The 230-nt window shown below is 41.7% G+C and carries 1 pseudogene; it reads right to left on the reverse strand.

What is annotated here, in order from left to right:
- Nucleotides 1-230: pseudogene (locus tag RYX56_RS25630) on the reverse strand (sugar ABC transporter permease); the annotation flags it as partial.

Below are 230 nucleotides of genomic sequence, written 5' to 3' on the forward strand. Positions count from 1 at the left end.
GAACGGAAATCCCAACCATGTTTGAATCAGGATTAAAGCAATTCTCGTAAGCATCGGTTTCGTCATCCATGGCAGTCCTTGAATTCCGAAGAAGCCAAGAATGTCTCGGTTGATTGCACCGAATGATTCATTAAACATTCCAGCAAATACAAGGATGGAAACAAATGCCGGTACAGCCCAAGGTAAAATAAAGACGGTTCGCATAATGGCCTTTCCTTTTACATCCTTTT

The organism is Alkalihalophilus lindianensis, from assembly GCF_032843265.1.
Classification (GTDB): domain Bacteria; phylum Bacillota; class Bacilli; order Bacillales; family Bacillaceae_D; genus Alkalihalophilus; species Alkalihalophilus lindianensis.